Raw genomic sequence first — 19,197 nt, forward strand, 5'->3', positions numbered from 1 at the left:
ACCTTCGCCCTCCACCTGTGTTACACCTGCGGGAAAATCAGCTCCAGTGCCTGAATTGAATCTTCCCAGTCGGCGCGTTCAAAAATGCCTTGTTGCAAAAATGCCTCCAGCTGCGGCCACAGGGTAATCGCCTTGTCGAGCATCGGGTCGCTGCCTTTGGCATAAGCCCCGACGCTGACCAGATCGCGGTTGCGCTGGAAGCTGGAGAGGAGTTGTTTAAAGTTACGCACGCGGGCGTAGTGCTTCTCGGTTATCAGCGCCGTCATTGCGCGGCTGATAGAGGCTTCAATATCAATCGCCGGATAGTGCCCGGCTTCGGCCAGACGACGCGACAGCACGATATGGCCGTCAAGAATGGCGCGCGCGGAGTCGGCGATCGGATCCTGCTGGTCATCGCCTTCCGTCAGCACCGTATAAAATGCGGTGATGGAGCCGCCGCCGCTGATGCCGTTCCCCGCGCGTTCTACCAGGGCCGGGAGCTTGGCGAAGACCGAAGGCGGATAGCCTTTGGTGGCCGGTGGCTCGCCGATGGCCAGCGCGATTTCACGCTGCGCCATCGCGTAGCGGGTGAGGGAGTCCATGATCAGCAGCACGTGCTTCCCGCGGTCGCGGAAATCTTCGGCGATGCGGGTGGCGTAGGCGGCACCCTGCATACGCAGCAGCGGCGACACGTCCGCCGGGGCGGCTATCACCACCGAGCGGGCGCGGCCTTCCGCACCCAGAATATTTTCAATAAAATCTTTTACTTCGCGACCGCGCTCGCCGATCAGCCCCACGACGATAACGTCGGCCTGGGTGTAGCGCGCCATCATGCCGAGCAGGACGGATTTACCGACGCCGGAACCGGCGAAGAGGCCCATACGCTGTCCGCGTCCCACGGTCAGCAGGGCGTTAATCGGACGCACGCCGGTGTCCAGCACATGCTCGATAGGGGTACGCTGCAGGGGGTTAAACGGCTGGGTGATCAGCGCGCCGGTTTCGGTGGTGTCCGGGGAGGGCAGTCCGTCGAGGGGTTTACCGCTGCCGTCCAGCACGCGGCCCAGCAGGGCCGGACCAAGCGGCAGCTGTTTCCCGCTTTGCAGGCCGTCGCCGCTGATGTTTTTCGCATAGACGCGGGCGCCGGGCAGAATGCCTTCCACCTCTTCGAGCGGCATCAGGAACAGGCGCTGGCCGTTAAAGCCGACCACTTCGCTTTCGACTTCACGCGTTTCCTGCCCGTCCTGACGCTCAATGACGCAGGTTGCCCCCAGCGGCAGCTGCAGGCCGGTGGCTTCGAGAACCAGGCCGGTGGCGCGCGTCAGTCGCCCATAGCGACGAACGGAGGGCAGTTGCGTCATCTTCGTCTCGAAGTTGTCGAGCGTGGTGAGCCAGCGGGTGAGGCGCGCGGTCATCAGACGACTCCCGGTGCCGCCAGGCGGCACAGCTCCTGCCAGCGGGTGGCGACGCTGGCATCCAGATCGCCTTCATCCGCAGAGACTTTGCAGCCGCCGTGGTGTAACGACGGGTCGCCGCGCAGGCGCCAGCCGTGCAGGCTAAGCGTTGCGCCCAGGCTCTCTTCCACGCGCTGCAGATCGTCCGGATGGACGCGCAGTTGCGGCTTGCCGCTGAACAGCGGCTCCTGCTGCAGCAGACCCTGAATTTGTTTGATCAGCGCCGTGTTGTCCACCACGGGCGTCTGGCCGATAACCTGGCGCGCGGCTTCCAGCGCCATCTGCATCAGCCGCGAGGCGATCACGCTGTCCAGCGCGTCCAGGGTGTGCTGAAACTCGCTGACCAGCTGCTGCATGCGGGCGTGGAGCGGTGCCTGCTGCTGCCTCGCCTGATCGATACCGTGCTCTAACCCTTTCGCCAGACCCTCCTGATACCCCTGCTCGTGGCCTTTCTGCCGGCCTTCGTTCAGACCGGCACTGTAGCCCTGCTCGTGCGCCTGCATTTGCAGCTGAGCCAGCATCTGTGCCTGCTGTTCCTCTTCGCTCAGCTCGGGCTGCTCGACGTCAGCGTCAGGCGCGTCGGTCGGTATCACGGCTGGCGTGAACTCTGAAAGGGGAGGGGCCAGATCGTCCGGCGTCCAGCGCTTCCACGGCAGCTCGTTAGACATAGGTGTCGTCTCCGCTGCCAATCACCATCTCGCCGGTTTCCGCCAGGCGACGAACAATAAGCAGAATGGCTTTCTGTTCGTTTTCCACCTGAGACAGACGAACCGGGCCGCGGTTGGCAAGGTCGTCGCGCAGGATATCGGCCGCACGCTGGGACATGTTGCGCAGGAACTTCTCGCGCAGCGGCTGCTCGGCGCCTTTGAGGGCGATAAGCAGCGACTCGGAATCCACTTCCTGGAGCAGGCGCTGGATGCTGCGATCGTCCACTTCCACGAGGTTTTCGAACAGGAACATCTCGTCGATGATTTTCTGCGCCAGCTCGCCGTCGAATTCGCGAACTGCGGTAATAACGGCCTCTTCCTGCTGGGTTTTCATCAGGTTGATGATTTCCGCCGCCGTTCTCACGCCGCCCATTTTGCTTCGCTTGAGGTTCTGCCCGTCGAGCAGGTTGTTCAGCACTTCGGTCAGCTCCGCCAGCGCGGCCGGCTGGACGCCGCCGAAGGTGGCAATACGCAGCATCACGTCGTGGCGCAGGCGCTCTTCGAACAGGGCCAGGATATCGGCCGCCTGACCACGTTTGAGGTGAACCAGGATGGTGGCGATAATCTGCGGGTGCTCGTCGCGAATAAGGTCGGCGGCACTCTGCGGCTCCATAAAGTTGAGCGTTTCGATCCCGCTGGCGGTATCGCGCGTTTCCAGAATGTCTTCCAGCAGGCTGGCGGCACGCTCTTCGCCCAGCGCCTTGACCAGCACGGAGCGCAGGTAGTCGTTGGCGTTGACGTTCAGCGCGGCAAACTGTTCGGCTTCCTGCTCAAATTCCGACAGCACTTCGGTCAGCTGCTTGTTGGAGATTTGACGCACGTTGGCCATGGCCGCACTGAGAATTTGTACTTCCCGCTGGGAGAGGTGTTTAAACACCTCTGCCGCGCGATCTTCGCCAATGGTCATCAGCAGGATGACGCTTTTATCGGTGCCCGTAAGCGTATTACTCATGTTCGTTACCCATCCACTGGCGGATGACCAGCGCCACGACGCGCGGATCGTTATCTGACATTTCGCGAATGCGCTGGCTCATGACCTCAGCGCCCATGCGCTGGTTAGCACGACGCTGCTGCATCTGTTCATCTTTGCTGAGGCGAACTTCAACCGCTTCTTCCGTTTCCTGACGCGTATTCATCTGTTCGCGCGCCGCTTTTTCGGCTTCCGCACGGCGCTGGAGCTGCGGACGAACGCCCTTACGCCACAGCAGCCACGCGACGATCAGCACCAGCAGCCAGCGTCCTGCGGACAGCAGCTGGTCGATAAACGCCTGCTGTTGCCAGAACGGCAGTTCACCGCCGGTCTCTTCAACCGCGTTGAACGGCGAGTTCACCACGTTGAGGGTATCGCCGCGCTTCTCGGAGTAACCCATCGCTTCGCGCGTCAGGTTTTCAATCTGCTTCATCTGCTCGGCGGTCAACGGCAGCGGTTTGCCATCCGCCAGCGTTTTGTAGTTCACCACTACCGCCACTGAAAGACGCTGAATATCGCCCACGTTCAGTTTAGTGTGGCGAATCGTCCTATCCACCTCGTAGTTCGTGGTTTCATTGCGGCTGCTGGTACGCGGACCGCTGTTATTCGCCGTTGAGGTGGTCTGCTGGTTATTTTGCTGACCGTTCTGCTGATTGGCCGGCGGCGTTGAGATCGGTGCCGCGTTTGCCGGGGCTGGCTGGTTAGAGAGCGCGCCCGGTACGCCGCCCGGGTATGCACCGCCGACCTGTTCGTTCGAATTGATCTGACGTGAACGCATCACCGCCTGAGCCGGGTCGCCGTTCGGGGTGTATTGCTCTTCGGTTTGTTCTTTATTCGCGAAGTCGATCTGCGCGGTGACCTGCGCGTGCACGTTGCTGTTGCCCACCACCGGGCCGAGAATGGCTTCAATGCGGCGCTGGAGGCGGTTTTCGACATCGGCGGCGTATTTCAGCTGCGCATCGTTCAGGTCGCGACCGGCGGTATTGGACTGCGTCAGCAGGTGACCGCTCTGGTCAACCAGCGTCACGTTACCCGGCGGCAGACCGGCCACGGCGCTGGAGACGAGATGCGTTACCGCGCTGATTTGCCCTTCGTCCAGCGCGCGGCCAGGCTGCAGGTTAACGGTTACGGAAGCCGACGGTGATTTCTGTTCACGAACAAATAAAGAGGGTTTAGGCATCGCGAGGTGCACGCGGGCACTCTTCACCGGGCCGAGTGTTTCAATGGTGCGGGCCAGCTCACCTTCCAGCGCACGCTGGTAGTTCACCTGCTCGCTGAACTGGCTGATACCGAATTTTTCCTGATCCAGCAGCTCAAAGCCAACGGCACCGCCTTTAGGCAGCCCCTGCTGTGCCAGACGCAGGCGCAGCTCATGCACCTTATCTGCCGGAACCTCAAGCGCGCCGCCGTTATCGGCAAAGCGATAGGGGATGTTCATCTGGGTCAGCTGGGTGACGATGGCGCCGCCATCCTGATCGGAAAGGTTGCTGTAGAGCGTCCGGTAGTCAGGGCTTTTCGCCCACAGAACCATCGCTACAAGGATCGCAATTGCGGCAGCGCCTGCCACGATCAACGGGATTTTAGGATTCGCGCGAAGGCGGTTCATCCACTCGAGTGATTTATTCTGCGGCGCTGTCGATGCTGTTGCACTCATTGCGCACCTCTTAAATCCTGGTGGTTTACGTTATTCGTGTAGAGAAACAAAACTGACTCCCGGGTCGGCAAACACGACAAAAGTTCCATATTGATGGCCCTGCCATTATTTGATGATTCGTGATTTTCTATGCGTCAAATAACCTGGTTTTTTCACGCTATTTACCGCCATTATCTTATTGACAAGCTGTTAGTCTTGACCGCGTAAAAAACCATCCAGGGGAGAGTCATGGCTATACAGGGCATCGAAGGGGTAATCAGTCAGCTGCAGGCAACGGCGATGACGGCCCGTAATCAGAATGTGGCAGATCAGCCGCCGAGCATCAGCTTTGCAGGGCAGCTGCATGCCGCGCTTGACCGTATCAGCGATACCCAGACCGCCGCGCGCACGCAGGCAGAGAAGTTCACCCTCGGCGAGCCGGGCGTGGCGCTGAATGATGTGATGACCGATTTGCAAAAAGCCTCGGTTTCCCTGCAGATGGGGATCCAGGTGCGTAACAAGCTGGTCTCTGCCTATCAGGAAGTGATGGGGATGCAGGTTTAAGACCTGTCGATCTTCGCTGGCAGCCGCAGCGCTTTAATGCCACAATATTTTTTTCTTCGAATGCAGGAAAGATGATGAAAAAAATAGCAATTGCTGGCGCGCTGCTGGCACTGACCGGGTGCGTTCAGGTGGATAACTATAACGACGTGATCAAGCATCCTGTCCCGGCAAACCTGGCCGGATACTGGCAGTCGAAAGGGCCGCAGAGCAACCTGGTCAGCCCGGAAGCGATTGCCACGCTGGTGGTGACGGAAGAGGGCGACACGCTGGACTGCCGCCAGTGGCAGCGCGTGATTGCCGTGCCGGGTAAAATCATGCTGCGTTCAGACAGTTATTACAACGTCACGCGCAAGCTGGATATCTACCCGCTGGAGCGCGATGGCGCGACGCTCGAGTACGACGGGCTGGAGCTGCAGAAGGTCGATCGCCCAACGGTCGAGTGCGCGGATTACCTGAGCAAGAATTCGCTGGAGAGCAAGCTGCCTTAGCCGTTTGTTGCCGGGTGGCGGCTTCGCCTTACCCGGCCTACAAAAGTGCCTTCTCGTAGGCCGGGTAAGCGTTAGCGCCACCCGGCATTGTTTCTACAGCGCATCCTCAATAACCCACACGCTGACGCTTCCCCCATTGCAGGTGAAGGTCCCCTCACCATCCGCCGCCGTGGTGACCGTTTCGTCGCGATTGCCGAGAAAATCCCGCCACGTTTTGTTGCCGTAGTTTTCCCCCAGGCAAATCACCTTCTCACCGTCGTCACCGTTCGACAGCACCACCACGCACCCGGGATCGTCATCCGTGCCGCTGCGGCTGAAGGCGATGCAGTTAGGGTGATCAAAAAACAGCGTCTGCACGCCGTGGGCGAAGCGCTGGCGGGCGAGGATCAGCTCGTGGAGCTGCTCAATAACCGGCATGTCAATATGATACGTTTCACCGTCGCCTCCCGTATCGTCATAGCTGGCACCGAAGAGATCCGGATAAAAGACGCTCGGTACGCCATTTTCCCGCAGCAGGATCAGCGCGTAGGCCAGCGGTTTGAACCAGGCTTCGACCGGGGCCTCCAGCGCCTGCAAGGGCTGGGTGTCATGGTTGGCGACGAGCGTTACCGCATGAAACGGATCGGCTTCCACCAGCGTGCCGGTGAAGATTTGGCTCATGTCGTAATCCCGCCCCTGGCGCGACGCCTCGTGGAATTTCATCTGCAGGGGGGCATCAAAGAGCATGGTTTTGCCGTCGACCTGGTCAATGTAGGCCTGAAGTTTATCCACCTCATGGGACCAGTATTCTGCCACGATAAACAGCGGCTGGTCGGCGACCTCCTGGACGTGCTCAATCCACTCTTTGTAAAACCAGGCGGGTATGTGTTTCACCGCGTCCAGACGAAAACCGCTGCAGCCCGTCTGTTCCATCACCCACCGGGCCCAGTATTTGATCTCTTCGGTTACGGCGTGGTTGCGAAAGTCGATATTTTCGCCCATCAGATAATCGAAGTTGCCCATCTCGTCATCAACCTGATCGTTCCAGCCTTCGCCGGTGTAGTCATTGACGATTTTGAAGATGCCGTCTTCATCGGGGTTTTCAATATGGTCGACGCCGCTGAAGCATTTGTAATCCCAGATGAACTGGGAGTACTGTCCGGCCCTGACGGGGAAGGTGTAGCGGGTCCAGGCTTCACACTCGATGGCTTCGTCATCAATTTGCGTGCGGTCCTGCTGATTTACGCGCTGTACGCGCACGGGCTCTTTTTCGTCGGCGCCCATTTTGTGGTTGACCACCACGTCCAGCAGCACGGCTATGTCGTTGCTTTTGAGGGCGTCGATAGCTTCCAGCAGCTGCGTTTTATCGCCGTATTTGGTGGCAATACTGCCCTTTTGATCAAACTCGCCGAGATCGAACAGGTCGTAAGAATCATAGCCAACAGAATACCCGCCGGACGCGCCTTTGTAGGCGGGCGGCAGCCAGATCATGTTGATGCCGATTTCATTAAGATTGGGGGCTAACGCCGTGACCTCTCGCCACAATTCACCGCCAGCAGGGTAATACCAGTGAAAACATTGTAACAGGGTGGGGTTTTTCATCGTCCGTGCTCCGTTTTGAGAACACAGTGAGTATGGGCGAAATGGGGATAAAACGCGGATGAAATCACAAAATAATATTCATCCGCAAAAGACCCTATCCAGACTAGAGATCTGAAGGAAAGAGAACATTTCCTGATAAACGTCCATAAGTTGAGTTCAGATTATGTTGTCTCGATGTCTGCCCAACCAGTGCTTTCAGTTCTTCCATACGCTGGTGCAGCAAGGTTTTCAACTCGACTTCATTATCGAGTATTTTTCTCAGAATAGGGCGTATTTGCGCCTGAATATGAGGCGGAATTTCGCTGGCGTCCTGGAACATGGTAAGTTTTTCAACTGATGTCAGGTAGTCAACTTCGTACGCGATAAGCTCATCCCAGCGCCCTGCCTGGGTAAGAACAAGCATCGTGTTACTGGTTGTTAATAACTGCTGATAATGCTGGAGCAAGCCGAAATGGACGTCCATTAGTAATTGTCCCACATGTTTTGAGAATGAGGGCCTATCTCTTTCCAGGCATCAGCAATGTTATTGAGTAACTCCATTACTTCATTAATGGCATTAATGTCGTTATGAAGATTAGCCTGTAAAAGACGCCTGGTCATATAGTCATAAAGACTATCAAGATTTGCCGCCAGGTCGCCGCCTACCTCGTGGTTTAGACCTGACTGCAAACCGTTGCTGATAATATTGATTGCTTTACTTATGGCCTGCCCTTTACCGGGAATATCACCTTGTTCAATCAAAATGATGGCTTTCTTCATCGCGCTTAATGCGCCATCAAAAAGAAGCACAACCAGTTGATGTGGGCTGGCACTCAGAACCGCTGATTCAACGCCGACCTGAGCATATGCCTGAATTCCCGATTTTGTATACATGGTAAAACCTCAATTCATCATTTATTAACGGTTCATGGCGTTGAACTGTTGGGTCAGATAACTCCCGGTCTGATCCATCTGTGAAACAAGCTGGCTCAGGCTGGTAAATTGTGTTTTGTAACGCGCCATGGTGGCAGTGATCTGCGCGTTTACGCGGTCGTATTCGTCCGACAGTTGTTTCAGTGTCTTGTTAATGCCAGCGGTGGCATTCTGTACTGAACCATCAGTTCCGAGCATGTCTTTCAGCAGACTGCTGGTCTGGGTGGCAAATCCGGTAGTTTTTCCATCGCCGGAAAGGAACGCGACGACGTCAACCGATTTTTCGTTCAGTGCCTTGGTGAGTTTGGTACTGTCCACCGTCAGCTTACCGGTGGTGTCCTGCGTAATCCCCAGCTGCGATAAAGTGGCCAGATCCCCTGAGCCCTGACTGGCAGAAATCATAGAGCGTAGGCGGGTCTGGATATTACGCAGCGTTCCGTCACCCAACAGATCGCCGTTGCTGCTGTCCTGGTTGGTGCTTCCCTGATCGACCGCCGTATATTTCGTTTGATTGGCGATGGTGGTCTGCAGAGAGTTATACGCATCCACAAAAGCCTGAATGGCATCGGTCATTGGCTGGTTGTCTTTGACAATTGACAATGTTTCCGGGCTGCCTTTATTGGTCTTCGTCAGGTTTAAGGTAACGCCCTCAGGTGCATCAGTGATGGCATTACTGCTACGAACGATTTCGATACCGTTGATATTGACTTTAGCGTCGGCAGCGGGGACCTGTTCACTCATCACGTTAGTGGCGCTGGATGGGTCGTAGCTGATGTATTTCGCCAGTTGACTATCATCCGTCGTAATAGTCATCTCGTTTGCTGTACCCGTATCACGGGAAGTCAGCGCCAGGTAATAGCTGTTGTCATCCGCTTTGATGATGCTGGCGCTTACGCTTCCCTGCTTCGCGTTAATAGCGTCACGCACGTCGGCAAGGCTGGTCTTATCGCTCGCCAGAGTGATCGTTAACGGATCTTTCTGCCCCGGCTGAGTGATTGTAAGGGTGCGCGTGCTCATGCTGCTGTCGCCGAGTTCGGTATCCTTGCTGCCGACTTTTGGGCTCAACAGTGACTGCGCTGCCGCCAGCTGCGTCACTTCTACGGAATAAGAGCCCGCCGCTGCGCTGCTGGCAAGCGTCGTACTAAACGCCGTGTTAGTGCTTGAAACTTTTGATTGTGCAATAGCAGAGGTATTTTTTAACGCATCTGAAGCAGTCTGTAATTTAGTGAGTGCTGTCTGCACCACTCCCCATGCTGTCAGCTTGGCTTTATATGACGTTTGCTGGGTAGTGATAGGCGTTAGCTTGGTTTGCTCAGCTGTCTGTAAATTGTCATACAACGTATTGAGATCCAGTGAAGTACCTGCGCCGAGTGAACTAATACTTGCCATTTTTTCATCCTTTATTAAGACAATCGCTGGATGGTCTATCGGCAGAAACGAGAAAAAGATTAGCGGTTTTTAAAAAAAACAATGCGTAAATAAAGCAGGAGAAATTCAGGCAGTTTACAGGTTTAAAAAAATGATTTTTTTTCCTAAAGCTTGAGAAAGGGCGGTCGATAACCTGATTGACGGTGAGAAAGCCGTAGGTAGATGCCTAAATCTGACAACTTTTTCAAAGGAATACATCATGGCTGTTATTAATACTAACACCCTGTCTCTGATGACTCAGAACAACCTGAGCAAATCTCAGTCTTCTCTGGGCACCGCGATCGAGCGTCTGTCCTCCGGTCTGCGTATCAACAGCGCGAAGGATGATGCTGCTGGTCAGGCAATCGCTAACCGTTTCACCTCTAACATTAACGGTCTGACCGTTGCTGCACGTAACGCCAACGACGGTATCTCTCTGGCACAGACGGCAGAAGGCGCACTGGGTGAAATCAACAACAACCTGCAGCGTATCCGTGATCTGACCGTTCAGGCGCAGAACAGCTCTAACTCTGCTTCCGACATCGACTCCATCCAGGCTGAAGTTAACCAGCGTATGGAAGAAGTGAACCGTGTGACCAAGCAGACCGACTTCAACGGTATCAAAGTTCTGGATACCGGCACTGGTTCAAGCACCTACAACTTCCAGGTTGGCTCTAAAGATAACGAAACTATCGGTATCACTCTGAGTTCTAGCGATAGCTTCAACCTGGCTGCTGCTGGTAACACCGGCGCGACGCTGAACACCAAAGCGATGACAACGGGTGATGTTGTTAACGGTAACCAGCGTACGACTGCGGCAGAAGGTTTCGACGTTCTGCACGGTGCGGTAACGGGTGGTACTGGTGGTACAGCCGCAGGTTCTACCCCACTGGCAGACATCGATAAGGCAATCAAATCTGTAGACAACCAGCGCAGCCTGCTGGGTGCGTCTCAGAACCGTTTCGAGTCCACCATCACCAACCTGAACAACACCGTGAACAACCTGTCCGCTGCCCGCAGCCGTATCCAGGATTCCGACTACGCGACTGAAGTGTCAAACATGTCCCGCGCGCAGATCCTGCAGCAGGCTGGCTCTTCCGTACTGGCTCAGGCCAACCAGGTTCCACAGACCATGCTGTCCCTGCTGCGTTAATCGCCGTTATGACAGACAAAAAGCGCCGCATGTCGGCGCTTTTTTCGTTTAAAATCAAAGTGAAATAAAGCAAGAAAAAAACATCAAAAGATCTAAAGTTTGTAAATGCCCTGTCGATAACCTTTATGAAGGCGATGAAGCCTCTGGCAGCTAGCCGGAACTCATAATCAATTAAAGGATACTTACCATGGCAGTGATTAATACTAACACTCTGTCGCTGATGACTCAGAACAACCTGAGCAAATCTCAGTCTTCTCTGGGCACCGCGATTGAGCGTCTGTCCTCCGGTCTGCGCATCAACAGTGCAAAAGACGACGCTGCTGGTCAGGCGATCGCTAACCGTTTCACCTCTAACATCAACGGTCTGACCGTTGCTGCACGTAACGCCAACGACGGTATCTCTCTGGCACAGACGGCAGAAGGCGCACTGGGTGAAATCAACAACAACCTGCAGCGTATCCGTGATCTGACCGTTCAGGCGCAGAACAGCTCTAACTCTGCTTCCGATATCGACTCCATCCAGGCTGAAGTTAACCAGCGTATGGAAGAAATTAACCGTGTAACGACTCAGACCGACTTCAACGGCATTAAAGTGCTGAACACCGGCACTGGCTCCAGCAGCTACAGCTTCCAGGTAGGTTCTAAGGATCAAGAAACCATCTCTATCAGCCTGAGCAGCTCTAACGCCTACAACCTGTTCAATGCCTCCGGCGCAACCTCTGTGACCTCTGGTCAGACCATCAACGGTAATGCACGTTCTACTGCAGCAGAAGGTTTCGACGTTCTGAGCGGTACCGTAACCTCCGGTGGTACTACTGATGGTAGCCCGCTGGCAGACATCGATGCGGCAATCAAATCTGTAGACAATCAGCGCAGCCTGCTGGGTGCGTCTCAGAACCGTTTCGAGTCCACCATCACCAACCTGAACAACACCGTGAACAACCTGTCCGCTGCCCGCAGCCGTATTCAGGATTCCGACTACGCGACCGAAGTGTCCAACATGTCCCGCGCGCAGATCCTGCAGCAGGCTGGCTCTTCCGTACTGGCCCAGGCCAACCAGGTTCCGCAGACCATGCTGTCCCTGCTGCGTTAATTTTGATAACGCTAAAAAGGCATCTTCGGATGCCTTTTTTATTTCCCAATCGCCAGATTTAAGCCCAATTATCCAACCTATTTTTCCTCTTAAACCGTCTTCTATCCCTCACAATATTGCATTACTGAAAATAGAACTGTAGGCGTCCTTGTGGCGGCGTTGGGGATAAAAATGCCTGAAATTCTGATAAGTGTGGACAAACTGGACGCATGGTCTGCTTCCTGCACGGAAGTGCTCGACATAGCTGATGCCCTGCTAAGACGGGAATGGCATGTGATTCTCTGTACCTCGTTTATCGGGAAGCGTCTTCAGCCAGAAGTGGCCAGACTGCAGGCAACGGGAGCCCTGACAGTTGTTACAGAGAATGCGGGAGAACTGGCCGCACGCTACGACGTTATATGGGTCGTCAAAGGCTTTTTTAGTGAGAAACTGCTTACAGCGCTGCATGAGCAGAAAACGGCGGGATCTTTTATCTTCCGCCATTACAGTGATTACAACGATCTTTATATTCCATGGGGCGCCGGGCTTGAGAATGCTCTGGCAACGCGAGTGCTTGGCCTGTCGGCGTTTACGCAGACCATCCTGCTACAGACGGGGATCCAGGAAGACAAGCTGCATCTGATGCCGTGGCTCGTGCCTGACGCTTACTGCGACGTTTACGCTAATCGCGAGGCGCAAGCGTTGCGTCGGATTCTCTATATCGCGGATAAAATGTCCGCTGAAATGTATGAAGTGCAGCAGCGCGCAGCCCAGTCGCAGATACGCATTGAATGGCTCGATTTAAGTGCTCAATCCGGGCGTATTGAACCGGAGTGGCTCGCGGGTTATGACGTTGTTATTACGGATGAACAGTATGTTCCTAAAGCGCTTGTTCTCGGCGTACCGGTCTTTTTAGCCCACGGAAACTATGTTGAAGGGTATTTGAACGATACAAATCTTGCGCACTATGAGGCTAACTATTTCTCTGGGGTAAATTTGCGTTTTTGCCCGGGTGCAGACGAGTGGATTCAACTGCTGACCGACGGTTATAACGATGCCAATAAATGGGTGCAGAAAAATCATCAGACGTTCGTATCACGCTGGAGCCTTGAGCAGAATATTCTCGCTGTGCTGGATTTTCCTGTTTCGCAAAGGCCTTACACGCTTTCTGAAAAAGATCGCTATGCGCTGGCATTCCACAGCAAAGCGCTGCTGCTCCAGCAGAGCGAAAACTACTCTATTACCCGCTGGATAAAGGATCGAAATATCACGAACGCGCGTCGTGAGGCTTTGCGTGCCTGTGCTGATGCCTTTCCGGACCGCGCCAGACTGGGTGTTGTTATCCTCGCGCAAAATAAAACGACTGAAGAGTGCCAGATTACCCGTGCATCGGCGCTCGCTCAATCGCTAGTGCCGATCTCTGTAGAGGTGGCGCATTCTGTTTCCGATATTAATGCGTTACTGGAAAACAGCCCTGCTCAGGCGCTGCTGATGCTCCCTGCGGGCTACACCCTGTTAGATGACGCGCTGCTGCGGTTCGCTGAGCACCGAATTCATCATCCAGAGGCAAGTGTCGCCTATTGTGATGAAATGATGGTTGCCGAAAACGATGAACCTGTTGTCACCTTGCGCCCCGGGGTTAATATCGATCTCCTGCGCAGTAAGCCTTACGTTGGACAGGCGCTGCTCATTGATTGCCATGCGGCAAAGGTCGCAGGAGGGCTAAACCCTCTCTTTGCTTATACGCCATTTACCGATTTGCTCTGGCGTCTGGTCGAGCTACAGGGTATCAGTGTCTTAACGCATGTGCCTGAAGTGCTGCTCTGCAATTCTGAACCTGCGCAACGCTGGACTGAGCTGCCAGGTCTTATGGAACAGCATCGGAACGGCGTGCTGGCACATCTTACGCGACTTGGTATCTCTGCCTCCTATGAGACCGAAGCCGTTAAAGCTCTACCGCGCCTTCGCTATCACTGGGATGCCCAGCCGATGGTCTCAATTATAATCCCCACGCGCGATCGGTTTGCTTTACTAAAGAACTGCATTGAAAGCCTGATGGAAAAAACCCGCTACGCGCGCTACGAGCTGATGATCGTTGATAACCAGTCAGTAGAGGGCGATGCCTGTCAGTTCCTGAACGATCTAGCGAATCTTGGGCTGGAGCAGGTGCGGATATTGCGATATGACGCCCCATTCAATTTTGCAGAAATGGGCAACGCGGCCGCGCAGCAGGCGAGGGGAGACGTGCTCGTTTTCCTTGATAACGATTGTGAAATCATTGATGGCGCGTGGCTGGACGCGTTACTGGAACACGCATTACGCCCGGAGGTGGGCGTGGTAGGGGCTCGCCTGGAGTTTAAGGATGGCCGGATCCAGCATGGTGGGTATCTGACCGGCGTCCAAAACGGTGTGGAAGTTGCTTTTGCAGGCGCGGGCGGCGCTGACTCAGGTTTTCAGGACTATCTTTGCGTCCCGCATAACGTAACGGCAGTGAGCGGTTCTTGTATGATGCTGCGAAAAGAGGTGTTTTTCGCGCTTAATGGATTTACGCAAGAACGTTATCCCGTCTATTTTGCCGATGTTGATCTGGGAATAAGGCTGCAAAAGCAGGGCTATTTAAACGTCTGGACGCCCTGTTCGCGCGTTCAACATATGGGCGGAGCGACACGCCTTCTGGCCGATAAGTACCAGGTTCCTGAACGACCGATGCTGGAACACTACGCACAGTTGCGTAACGAGTGGAAGGCAGAGCTGCTCATAGATCCTTCTTATCATCCGCTTATGCAAAAATCCGGCGCGCTTTTCACCCTGAGTGAAAACAGTGCGCGTCTGCATACCCCTTTGCCGGGACGTCCTTTACCCGTTGTGCTGGCGCATCATGTCGACTGGAATGGCTGCGGGCATCACCGGGTTATGCAGCCGTTTAAAGCCATGGAGCGTCACCATATGCTGGAGGGGGGGATGATGAACAGCATTCCCTCCGTCATGGAAGCCGCGCAACTTCAGCCAGATGTGATTTTACTTGAGTCACTCACCGGGAGCCGCTTCCCGAATATTATTCAGCAGCTGCGTGAGGTCTGTAATGCCAAAGTTATCATCGAGTACGATGATTTCTTACTTAACGTACCGTTAAAAAATGGTAATCGCGATAATTACCCGCAGCACATGGTGAAGAGCTTTCGGAAAATACTCGAAAGTGCAGACAGAATTGTTGTCTCAACGGCGCCGCTTGCTGAAGCCTACAGCCGTTTCCATCATGATATCCGGATTGCGCAAAACCGCCTTGCACCCGACCAGTGGGAACATTTGCTGAGTCAGCGGGGGGTGGGTAAAAAAATACGCGTTGGTTGGGCGGGGGGAAGCACCCATGCAGGGGATCTGCAAATCCTGCTACCTCTGATCAAGGCGCTGGAGAATGACGTTGAATGGGTCTTTATGGGAATGAAGCCGCGTAATGTCCACTGTGAGTTCCACCCTGGCGTTCCTTTCGAGATGTACCCTGAAAAGCTGGCCAGCCTGAATCTCGATCTGGCACTGGTTCCTCTGGAAATCAATCAGTTCAATGAATGCAAGAGTAATTTACGGCTGCTGGAAATTGGTACCTGTGGAGTACCGATCGTTGCCACGGATATTGCTCCGTACCGTTGCGGGCTACCGGTCACCCTGGTTGAAAACCGCTATAAAGACTGGATGAAAGCCATTCAGCCGTACCTCAATGACGCGGATTACCGTATCCGCCAGGGGGATGAACTACGGAGTGCCGTACAGCGCAACTGGTATCTGCGCGAAAATGGACTTAATGACTGGCAACAAGGTTGGTTGGCACAATGACTATGCATATAGATCTTCATTCTCCCTACCTGATTGCCGCACCGGACTACCGTGAGTCGTCGTTGGGTATTCAGGTGCTTCACCGCTTGTGCCATATGATCAATGAGCGTGGTGGTCGCGCCTGGATGGTTGGTTGTACCGTCAACCCCGAATGGAATGCGCCAGCGCTTACGCAAGAAGCCTATGAGCAGGTCATCTCCAGCGGCAGGTCCTGGATTGCTGTTTACCCGGAGGTAACGACGGGAAATCCTTTTTCTGCGCCGGTAACCGTCCGCTACATGTTAAACAGGGAAGGGGTCATCATGCAAAACGCCATTGAGGCCGGAGCTGACGATCTCTTTTTCTGGTACCGCCCTGAGTTTGCAGACAAAGAACCCGATCCGAATATTCTGGGGATTGAATGTTATGACCTCTCACTCTTTCAGGATGACCAGCCGGTTAAAGATAAAGACTTTCTCTACCTGAACAGGATCCCCGAATCCGCGATTGATTTATCGGGGTTGCCAGAAAACATCACTATTTTGTCGATGCGCAATCCTTTGTCATTACGCGAGCTGGCGATGCTTTTGAAACGCGGGCGGGTGCTTTATACCTATGAGTCATCAGGAACCTGCCTGCTAGCCATGCTATGTGGCTGCCCGGTCGTTTCGTTGTCGGTTCCGGGATATGAACATTATGCGTTGAACGAGCAGTCGTTACAGGATATTGGTGGTGCCGGTTTCGGTTACTCTGATTCACCGGAAGCACTGGACCACATTCGTGCAGGACTACCGATTGTTCGCGACGTTGTTCTGGCCAAAAGGCGACTTCTGGAAACCCAGTTTGATCGCTTCCTGTCTCTAACCCAGGCGAAAGCGCAGCAGCAGGATGACGTAAAGGAGCGCAACTCATTCGGCCACTGGATTTCTCACCGCACTTTGCCGACGACGGTCACGGCAGAAACCCGTCTGCTGCACGTTATCCTGTGCCTGAATGCGCAGGTGAGCGCTATCGACGCATCCGTCGCCTCACTTACCCGTCAGGGCATTGATTCACGGACGATTCTTCTTGTTGCGCCAGAACCAGGGTATCGCGCGACGGCCATGGATATTCGCATGGTTTCGGTAGATAGCTGGGTTAGTGCTGTCAGGCAGCTGGCGGAAAAAGAGGCCTTCGACTGGCTGCACTGCATCGATGCGGGTGTTGAATATACTGCGGAAAGCATTGGGTTAATGCGTAATATGCTCTCGCAGGCCGGGGAATGTCAGGCCATTTATACGGATGAGGCGGTACGCGCCAGTGGTGGTGAAATCACTCCGATACGTAAACCGGATTTTAATCTCGATCTTTTCCTCGCTTCGCCTCACCGTTATTTACGACGCGTCTGGTTCCGGCGCGAGAGCTGGCTTGCCGCAGGTAAATTTCACCCTGAATTCAGCCAGGCGTTCGAATTTGACGCGTTGATCGATTACCTGCTGCAATGGGGTACGGGCTGTATCGGGCATATTACGGATATTATTACCCTGGTGCCTGCCTCCGTTTTTGACTTCCCGTCTGCGCTTGAAGAAGCAAAGATTCTCGAGCGTTATCTGCAGCATCGTGGATTTTCTCAGGCCAGCGCCGTACAGCAAAAAAATCTGACGTGGCGTATTAGCTACCCACAGCCAGAACGTGAAAAAGTCAGCATTCTGCTTGATGCGGGTGATGAACCAGCGCGACTGATCCGCTGCGTTGAGAGTCTGATGAAGAATACCGAGTGGCAGAACAAAGAGATTCTGCTGGCGGTGGCTGAAAACGCCAATGCAGAGATGATTGATCTCATCAAGCAGATGCAGGAGGTGATGCCATTAACGGCGATCGTCTGTGGCGCTGAGCAAAACTACGCAAGTCGCATGAACTGCCTGGCGCAAAATGTGACTGGTGATTTTATTTTACTTCTGGATCTCCATACGCTTTTTGTCCTGAAAAACTGGCTGACGACATTGCTGAGCCATGTGATTCGCCCTGAAGTAGGAAGCGCAGGGCCAAAATTTATCACCACTGACCAACGGTTGCTGAGTGCGGGTATGATCGCTGGGGGTGAGGGTTGGGTCGGACATGTAGGTCAAGGGGAACACTGGCAAACAGAAGGCGAGCTGTCACGCTACCAGTGCGAACAAAACTATTCCATTCTGAGCAGTAACTGCCTGCTGGTCAAGCGTGAAGCATGGCAGCGCGTCGGCGGGTTGTCGGCTGAATTCGACGACCCGCATGTGATTGATATTATTCTGCCTCTGAAGCTAAAGCGTGCTGGTTATCTTGCCGTCTGGACGCCGTTCAGCGTTGTGGTATCGGACAATACACGGCTTCTCGAAAAGGTGTGCGTCAGCGAGAATTCTCAACGTCAGACATTACTCGCCGAGATGCCAGAGGTTTTCACTGACGATCCGGCCTATAACCGCTATCTCAGTCTACAACGTCCGTTGTTCCGCCATGGGCCTCTTACGACCAACGGGCCTGAAGATCTCTCCTTGACGCGCGCAATGGTTCTGTTGCTTAAAAATGGTGAGGACTGCGAATACTCGAAACGTATTGCCGACCTGCTGCAGAATCTGTCGACAGATAACGCGATCTGCCTGATACGTGATTCTTCCGATCTGTCAGTGCCAGAAATATTGCGTCTCGTACCGAATATTGTGGTGCTTAGCCATGCCCCGGATAAGTCGCTATCTGCACGTCTTACGGCGGTGAGTCGGATTATCCCTTTGCGAATTTATGCGCTGGCGGATTCAGCCGGTTCAGGCAATAACGGTCAGGAGCAGGTAAGTGTGGTGACGCAGTGGCTAACCTGGTCTGCAGAGCGTGAAGCTCAGCTAAGCAAACGAAAAAGGCCGGTGTCGCGTCTGCCGGTGTTGCTGGGGCGTGAATGGGTGTCGCAGGCGAGGCCGACTTCGTCCGAACGCAGACGCGTATTGTGTATACCGGAAGCGTTATCCGTAAAAGAGCGAGAATTCATTAGCCGGGTTATCGCCGCCACGCACGCCAGGGTGGACTGGATAATTTTGGGGGCATGGCCCGCGGCGTGGCTGCCTATGGTCGCAGAAACGGTTCGCTGGCACGGGGAATGGATGTCACCTGAGCAGCTGCATCAGCTGCGAGCCGACATAGCCATTATTTTCAGGCTGAACAGCGACCACAACCGTTTTAAAGATGACTATCAGGCGGTTCAGCTCGCAGCCTGTGGGATAGCAATTGTCTCTAGCGATGTTCCTTCATTGCACAACGATCTCCCTTTCCGGCGCCTTAAAGCTGACCCACAGGTCTGGCAGAACGAAATCGTTAATGCCGACAGCTACGCGGTTAGTCAGCAGGAGATTGACGCCTTCATTTACGATCGGGAGTCCATCCCAGAGGTTATCCGCAGGTTATTTATGTAACGCAGGGCACTTTCGAGGCGTTTTTTACCCGGAAAGCTGGGCCGTTTAGGTAAT

The 19,197-nt window shown here is 54.5% G+C and carries 14 protein-coding genes; 6 read left to right on the forward strand and 8 right to left on the reverse strand.

Annotated features, from left to right (window positions below):
- Positions 1 to 20: 20 nt before the first annotated feature.
- The 4 genes from fliI to fliF are packed head-to-tail and all read right to left on the reverse strand — an operon-like array spanning position 21 to position 4,761.
- Positions 21 to 1,391, reverse strand: coding sequence for a flagellar protein export ATPase FliI (gene fliI, locus L6R44_RS00135; RefSeq protein ID WP_032641431.1), 1,371 nt, complete (start codon positions 1,389 to 1,391; stop codon positions 21 to 23).
- Positions 1,391 to 2,098 carry a flagellar assembly protein FliH gene (fliH, locus tag L6R44_RS00140; RefSeq protein WP_237422863.1) on the reverse strand — a complete coding sequence of 236 codons (708 nt, stop codon included), beginning with the start codon at positions 2,096 to 2,098 and terminating at the stop codon, positions 1,391 to 1,393. The genes fliI and fliH overlap by 1 nt, the downstream gene beginning before the upstream one ends.
- Positions 2,091 to 3,089, reverse strand: a complete 999-nt coding sequence (gene fliG, locus L6R44_RS00145) for a flagellar motor switch protein FliG (protein WP_008500327.1) — start codon at positions 3,087 to 3,089, stop codon at positions 2,091 to 2,093. Before fliG ends, fliH begins: the two co-directional genes overlap by 8 nt.
- Positions 3,082 to 4,761 (reverse strand): flagellar basal-body MS-ring/collar protein FliF, encoded by a 1,680-nt coding sequence (gene fliF / locus L6R44_RS00150; protein ID WP_032641427.1) that lies wholly within the window; start codon positions 4,759 to 4,761, stop codon positions 3,082 to 3,084. The genes fliG and fliF overlap by 8 nt, the downstream gene beginning before the upstream one ends.
- Positions 4,762 to 4,989: 228 nt before the next feature.
- Between fliF and fliE the strand changes: the two genes are divergently transcribed.
- On the forward strand, positions 4,990 to 5,304 hold the full coding sequence (fliE, locus tag L6R44_RS00155; protein WP_032641425.1) for a flagellar hook-basal body complex protein FliE: 315 nt from the start codon (positions 4,990 to 4,992) through the stop codon (positions 5,302 to 5,304).
- Positions 5,305 to 5,378: 74 nt separating this feature from the next.
- Positions 5,379 to 5,792: a lipoprotein YedD gene (gene yedD / locus L6R44_RS00160; RefSeq protein WP_237422864.1), complete on the forward strand. Its 414-nt coding sequence runs from the start codon at positions 5,379 to 5,381 to the stop codon at positions 5,790 to 5,792.
- 93 nt (positions 5,793 to 5,885) lie between these two features.
- Here yedD and amyA read toward each other — a convergent pair whose 3' ends face one another.
- From amyA to fliD, 4 genes are all read right to left on the reverse strand, one after another.
- Positions 5,886 to 7,373: an alpha-amylase gene (amyA, locus tag L6R44_RS00165; protein WP_237422865.1), complete on the reverse strand. Its 1,488-nt coding sequence runs from the start codon at positions 7,371 to 7,373 to the stop codon at positions 5,886 to 5,888.
- A 103-nt stretch (positions 7,374 to 7,476) separates the two neighbouring features.
- Positions 7,477 to 7,836, reverse strand: coding sequence for a flagella biosynthesis regulatory protein FliT (fliT, locus tag L6R44_RS00170; RefSeq protein ID WP_032641418.1), 360 nt, complete (start codon positions 7,834 to 7,836; stop codon positions 7,477 to 7,479).
- Positions 7,836 to 8,246, reverse strand: coding sequence for a flagellar export chaperone FliS (gene fliS, locus L6R44_RS00175; protein WP_032641416.1), 411 nt, complete (start codon positions 8,244 to 8,246; stop codon positions 7,836 to 7,838). The genes fliT and fliS overlap by 1 nt, the downstream gene beginning before the upstream one ends.
- A 24-nt stretch (positions 8,247 to 8,270) precedes the next feature.
- A complete protein-coding gene (gene fliD / locus L6R44_RS00180; RefSeq protein WP_237422866.1) occupies positions 8,271 to 9,674 on the reverse strand; it encodes a flagellar filament capping protein FliD in 1,404 nt (467 codons plus the stop codon).
- Between the two features lie 238 nt (positions 9,675 to 9,912).
- Between fliD and L6R44_RS00185 the strand changes: the two genes are divergently transcribed.
- The 4 genes from L6R44_RS00185 (at position 9,913) to L6R44_RS00200 (ending at position 19,143) form a co-directional block, all read left to right on the forward strand.
- A complete protein-coding gene (locus L6R44_RS00185; RefSeq protein ID WP_272930002.1) occupies positions 9,913 to 10,845 on the forward strand; it encodes a flagellin N-terminal helical domain-containing protein in 933 nt (310 codons plus the stop codon).
- 187 nt (positions 10,846 to 11,032) lie between these two features.
- Positions 11,033 to 11,938: a flagellin N-terminal helical domain-containing protein gene (locus L6R44_RS00190; protein ID WP_032641412.1), complete on the forward strand. Its 906-nt coding sequence runs from the start codon at positions 11,033 to 11,035 to the stop codon at positions 11,936 to 11,938.
- A 171-nt stretch (positions 11,939 to 12,109) separates the two neighbouring features.
- Positions 12,110 to 15,748 (forward strand): glycosyltransferase, encoded by a 3,639-nt coding sequence (locus L6R44_RS00195; RefSeq protein WP_237422867.1) that lies wholly within the window; start codon positions 12,110 to 12,112, stop codon positions 15,746 to 15,748.
- Positions 15,745 to 19,143: a glycosyltransferase gene (locus L6R44_RS00200; protein ID WP_237422868.1), complete on the forward strand. Its 3,399-nt coding sequence runs from the start codon at positions 15,745 to 15,747 to the stop codon at positions 19,141 to 19,143. The genes L6R44_RS00195 and L6R44_RS00200 overlap by 4 nt, the downstream gene beginning before the upstream one ends.
- Positions 19,144 to 19,197 lie beyond the last annotated feature (54 nt).

It is taken from the genome of Enterobacter cloacae complex sp. ECC445 (assembly GCF_021892025.1).
Lineage (GTDB): Bacteria > Pseudomonadota > Gammaproteobacteria > Enterobacterales > Enterobacteriaceae > Enterobacter > Enterobacter chengduensis.

What these genes read in the sequence shown, in the direction of transcription:
- fliI (WP_032641431.1), bottom strand. Translation starts at nt 1,391, where the DNA reads ATGACCGCGCGCCTCACCCGCTGGCTCACCACGCTCGACAACTTCGAG.
- fliS (WP_032641416.1), bottom strand. Translation starts at nt 8,246, where the DNA reads ATGTATACAAAATCGGGAATTCAGGCATATGCTCAGGTCGGCGTTGAA.
- L6R44_RS00200 (WP_237422868.1), top strand. Translation starts at nt 15,745, where the DNA reads ATGACTATGCATATAGATCTTCATTCTCCCTACCTGATTGCCGCACCG.
- fliH (WP_237422863.1), bottom strand. Translation starts at nt 2,098, where the DNA reads ATGTCTAACGAGCTGCCGTGGAAGCGCTGGACGCCGGACGATCTGGCC.
- amyA (WP_237422865.1), bottom strand. Translation starts at nt 7,373, where the DNA reads ATGAAAAACCCCACCCTGTTACAATGTTTTCACTGGTATTACCCTGCT.
- fliG (WP_008500327.1), bottom strand. Translation starts at nt 3,089, where the DNA reads ATGAGTAATACGCTTACGGGCACCGATAAAAGCGTCATCCTGCTGATG.
- L6R44_RS00190 (WP_032641412.1), top strand. Translation starts at nt 11,033, where the DNA reads ATGGCAGTGATTAATACTAACACTCTGTCGCTGATGACTCAGAACAAC.
- yedD (WP_237422864.1), top strand. Translation starts at nt 5,379, where the DNA reads ATGAAAAAAATAGCAATTGCTGGCGCGCTGCTGGCACTGACCGGGTGC.
- L6R44_RS00195 (WP_237422867.1), top strand. Translation starts at nt 12,110, where the DNA reads ATGCCTGAAATTCTGATAAGTGTGGACAAACTGGACGCATGGTCTGCT.
- L6R44_RS00185 (WP_272930002.1), top strand. Translation starts at nt 9,913, where the DNA reads ATGGCTGTTATTAATACTAACACCCTGTCTCTGATGACTCAGAACAAC.
- fliT (WP_032641418.1), bottom strand. Translation starts at nt 7,836, where the DNA reads ATGGACGTCCATTTCGGCTTGCTCCAGCATTATCAGCAGTTATTAACA.
- fliF (WP_032641427.1), bottom strand. Translation starts at nt 4,761, where the DNA reads ATGAGTGCAACAGCATCGACAGCGCCGCAGAATAAATCACTCGAGTGG.
- fliE (WP_032641425.1), top strand. Translation starts at nt 4,990, where the DNA reads ATGGCTATACAGGGCATCGAAGGGGTAATCAGTCAGCTGCAGGCAACG.
- fliD (WP_237422866.1), bottom strand. Translation starts at nt 9,674, where the DNA reads ATGGCAAGTATTAGTTCACTCGGCGCAGGTACTTCACTGGATCTCAAT.